At 64.9% G+C, this 3,609-nt stretch carries 4 protein-coding genes and 1 pseudogene; 2 read left to right on the forward strand and 3 right to left on the reverse strand.

Going from position 1 to position 3,609, the window contains the following annotated elements; all coding sequences use genetic code 11:
* A pseudogene (locus JOY90_RS02480) lies at nt 1-180 on the reverse strand (OsmC family peroxiredoxin); the annotation flags it as partial.
* A 246-nt stretch (nt 181-426) separates the two neighbouring features.
* On the opposite strand from JOY90_RS02480, the gene JOY90_RS02485 reads away from it, so the two are divergent.
* The gene (locus JOY90_RS02485; RefSeq protein ID WP_291689586.1) at nt 427-1,080 is read left to right on the forward strand and encodes a TetR/AcrR family transcriptional regulator; all 654 of its coding nucleotides are present in this window, start codon (nt 427-429) and stop codon (nt 1,078-1,080) included.
* A gap of 133 nt (nt 1,081-1,213) precedes the next feature.
* On the opposite strand, the gene JOY90_RS02490 is transcribed toward JOY90_RS02485, so the two are convergent.
* Together JOY90_RS02490 and JOY90_RS02495 are read right to left on the reverse strand one after the other, a co-directional pair.
* Nucleotides 1,214-1,504, reverse strand: coding sequence for a hypothetical protein (locus tag JOY90_RS02490; protein WP_367276868.1), 291 nt, complete (start codon nt 1,502-1,504; stop codon nt 1,214-1,216).
* 147 nt (nt 1,505-1,651) lie between these two features.
* Entirely contained in the window at nt 1,652-2,857 is a 1,206-nt protein-coding gene (locus tag JOY90_RS02495; protein WP_291689587.1) for a TrmJ/YjtD family RNA methyltransferase, read from the reverse strand.
* Nucleotides 2,858-3,175: 318 nt separating this feature from the next.
* On the opposite strand from JOY90_RS02495, the gene JOY90_RS02500 reads away from it, so the two are divergent.
* Nucleotides 3,176-3,609: isocitrate/isopropylmalate family dehydrogenase (locus JOY90_RS02500; RefSeq protein ID WP_291689588.1), on the forward strand; the 434-nt coding region annotated here is incomplete at its 3' end.

Genomic DNA, 3,609 nt, shown 5'->3' on the forward strand with positions numbered 1-3,609 from the left:
AGGCGGCAGGCTGCGGATGTAGTTGGCGTGACGGAATTTGCCCTCGGCCACCGTCTTGCACTTCAAGGTCTTGACGACCTTGGGATTGGCCTTGCCGTTGGCGATCAGCTGCTCGAGACCATTCTTGTCGATGGGCGCGAGACAGCCGGTGAGCGCTGTTTTTGGGACGACCGCGGTCATCGTTTTCTCCCTGGGAGGTGAGGATACCGAACGGTCTGTTTCCTGCACGAAGCGTGCCAGAGGAGCCGAAAAACAAAAGCCGAAGCGCTGGAGCGGCTTAGGCCGCCCTGCCCGCGAAATGGTCAGCGGCGTCTTGCTCAAAGGCGATGCAATTGCGCATGCGCAGCGATGATTTTACGCGCAGCCAAGACGTCGCTCGAAGATGCCGCTTGCTGAAAGCGCGCGGCTTCGCTTAACGTGTCGGGCATGGGCAAAGCGGGCAGAACGGCGAAGAAGAGACCGGTCGCGACGGCGGCCGACGAGGAATCGGCGCGCGGGCGGCTATTGAGCGCGGCGACGCATCTGTTCTGCAAGAACGGCATCAACGCGACCGGCATCGACGCCATCATCGACGAGGCCGGCACCGCCAAGACCACGCTCTACAAGCTGTTCGGCTCCAAGACCAATCTCGTGCATGCGGTGCTCGAAAGCGAGGGCAAGCAGTGGCGCGAATGGTTCATCGGCGCCATCGAAGCCGGCGGCGGCGACGCGCAGACCAAACTGACGCGCATCTTTCCGGCGCTGAAGCAATGGTTCGGCGAGGAGCGCTTCTACGGCTGCCCCTTCATCAATGCGGTCGGCGAGCACGACAAGGACTCCCGACAGTTCCGCGCCATCGCGCTGAAGCACAAGAAGGTCGTGCTCGCCCATATCGAGAAGCTCGCCGCGGAGATGGGCGCGGTCGAGCCGGAGACGCTGGCGCATCAACTGGCTTTGTTGATAGACGGCGCGATCGTCGCCGCCATGGTCTCACGCAACCCCGGCGTTGCCGATACCGCAGCGCTTGCCGCCGGGTCGCTGTTCGAGCCGGCGAAACAAAAGCGGCAGAAGCGCGCAGGCGCGGAGCTCGCCGCGGTCTAAGAAGGTCCTCCGCTGTCGCCGCCCGGCTTGACCGGGCGACCCAGCATTCCAGAGATTTCGGTGCTTGAGCCGATACGCCGCGGCGTGCTGGATCGCCCGGTCAAGCCGAGCGATGACAGGCGGGTTTGCTGGCTTACTTGAAATAATCGTTGACGATGACGACGTCGGTCTGCGCGGCCACGCCGCCGTTGAGGCTGGCGTCGATGACGCGCCGGCAGGCAGCGATGGTGGTGCGATCGTCGAAATCGTTGGCGGCCTCCAGCACCATCCAGGCAGCATCCAGCGAGGCCGGCTCCTGCGCCTCGAGGAAAGCGCGAATTTCGGCCAGCACCTTGCGCAGATGCGCAATGCCCTCCGGCGGCAGCGGCCGCACGGCGGCCCTGTCGTTGCGTTCCGCCCGGCTTCTGCGGCTGGTCTGGTTCATGCTCAAGCGCCGATCATCACAACTGGTCCCATCCCGGCACGGTACGATCGAAACGCGAGCGTTGGGTAAATCGACAGGGTAAAGCATTGCTGCACGAAGAGGTTCAAATGCGTCGTTCCGACCGCAGCCATGCGGAGCCGGCCTGCCCTACCCCCCCTGTGCAATCATCGCCTCCAGCCGCGCCAGCTCGCGATCGAGATCGGCCTCGACATCGGTGACCTTCATGTCGATGACGCGATAGTCGCGGCTCTCCAGCCAGGCGCGGCGCGAGGCCCGCTCGGCCGCGATGGTTTCCGTCTCGCCATCATTGACGAGCTCGATCGCGAGCCGGTGCGCGAAGGAGACGAAATCCGGGATATGCCGGCCGACCGGGGTCTGGCGCTTGAACTGGCCGGCAAAGCGGCGGTCACGGGTCAGGGCCTGCCAGAGGATGCGCTCGGCATCGGTCGGATTGCGCCGGAGCAGCCGCGCCAGCCCGCGCACGCTGCCGGCAGAATCCGGAGGCTGCGCCGCCTGCCCATGCTCGGCGAGCAGCGCCCGCAACCTGGTGGCCTGCGCGCCGTCGAGCACGCCGCCCTTGGCCGGACCTTTGCGTCCCTCGGCAATGGCCATGATCACCCCCTGCAGGGTGTGCATGTCCTGCTTGGTCGGCTCCATCCGGAAGAAGATGTTGCGCAGGTTGACCAGCATGGTGTCGCGCTTTTCCGCCGGCCGCAGAAACTCGACGCGGTCGAGCTCGCGCACCAGGTTCTCGAAAAAGGCATCCATCTGGTGCTGCGAGGCGCGCTCGGAGCGCTCGGGCATCGCAAACGGCAGCGCGCCGGCCGTTGAGCGCTTGAACAACTCGTAGCCCATCAGGAGCACCGCCTGCGCCAGGTTGAGCGAGGCGAAGCCGGGATTGACCGGAAAGGTGATGATGCGATTGGCGCGGGCGACCTCGTCGTTCATCAGGCCGTAGCGCTCGCGGCCGAACAGGATGCCGGCCCGGCCGCCATCAGCGGTGTGGGCAACGATCTCGGCGGCCGCCGCCTCCGGCCCGACCACCGGCTTGGCCTGGTCATGGGCGCGGGCCGTGGTCGCGAACAAAAGGTCGAGATCGGCCACCGCCTCATCCAGCGTCGCGAACAGCGCGGCGCCTTCGAGGATATGGTCGGCGCCGGCGGCGGCGCGCTTGGCCGCGAGGTTGGGCCAGCCGTCGCGGGGGTTGACGATCCGCAGCCGTGACAGCGCGAAATTGCCCATCGCGCGGGCGGTCATGCCGATATTCTCACCAAGCTGCGGCTCGACCAGGATGACCACGGGCCCCGCCAGGTCGAAGCCCGTCTTGCTCTTGTCGGTGCCGGCACCGGTCATTGCCACTCTTTTCCCGAATCGACATCACAGCGTGGGGCGTCGCTTCGGAGAAACCGATGCAAGCCCGTCAAGCCTCCTCCGGTTTGCCTGTCCAGGCGGATTTCTCAAGCAAAATAATGAGCTTGGATTCGGCGCTGGACACCGAAACGGGCTTGCGTCCGGGTCGCGCCGTGCGAACCTGCGGCCTATCACGCCCTAAGCCATGCAGGGGGCATAAAGTGCATAGCCGCTCGGCTTCCGCCGGCCGTTCCGCAATGCTAAGAGCAACCATCCCAAATCCGATCCTGCGTCGCGCTACCGCAAGAGGCCTCTCCGATCATGGCAAAAATCAAGGTGACCAACCCCGTCGTCGAACTCGATGGCGACGAGATGACCCGGATCATCTGGCAATACATCAAGGACAAGCTGATCCACCCGTTCCTTGATATCGACCTGCAATATTTCGACCTCGGGATGGAGTATCGCGACAAGACCAACGACCAGGTCACGATCGACGCCGCCAACGCGATCAAGAAGGTCGGGGTCGGCGTGAAATGCGCGACCATCACCCCCGACGAGGCGCGGGTGAAGGAGTTCGGCCTCAAGGAGATGTACCGCTCGCCCAACGGCACCATCCGCAACATCCTGGGCGGCGTGATCTTCCGCGAGCCGATCATCTGCAAGAACGTGCCGCGGCTGGTGCCGGGCTGGACCAAGCCGATCATCATCGGCCGCCATGCCTATGGCGACCAGTACCGCGCCACCGACATCAA

The sequence above is a fragment of the Bradyrhizobium sp. genome (genome assembly GCF_019242285.1).
GTDB lineage: Bacteria > Pseudomonadota > Alphaproteobacteria > Rhizobiales > Xanthobacteraceae > Bradyrhizobium.

What these genes read in the sequence shown, in the direction of transcription:
- JOY90_RS02485 (WP_291689586.1), top strand. Translation starts at nt 427, where the DNA reads ATGGGCAAAGCGGGCAGAACGGCGAAGAAGAGACCGGTCGCGACGGCG.
- JOY90_RS02490 (WP_367276868.1), bottom strand. Translation starts at nt 1,504, where the DNA reads ATGAACCAGACCAGCCGCAGAAGCCGGGCGGAACGCAACGACAGGGCC.
- JOY90_RS02495 (WP_291689587.1), bottom strand. Translation starts at nt 2,857, where the DNA reads ATGACCGGTGCCGGCACCGACAAGAGCAAGACGGGCTTCGACCTGGCG.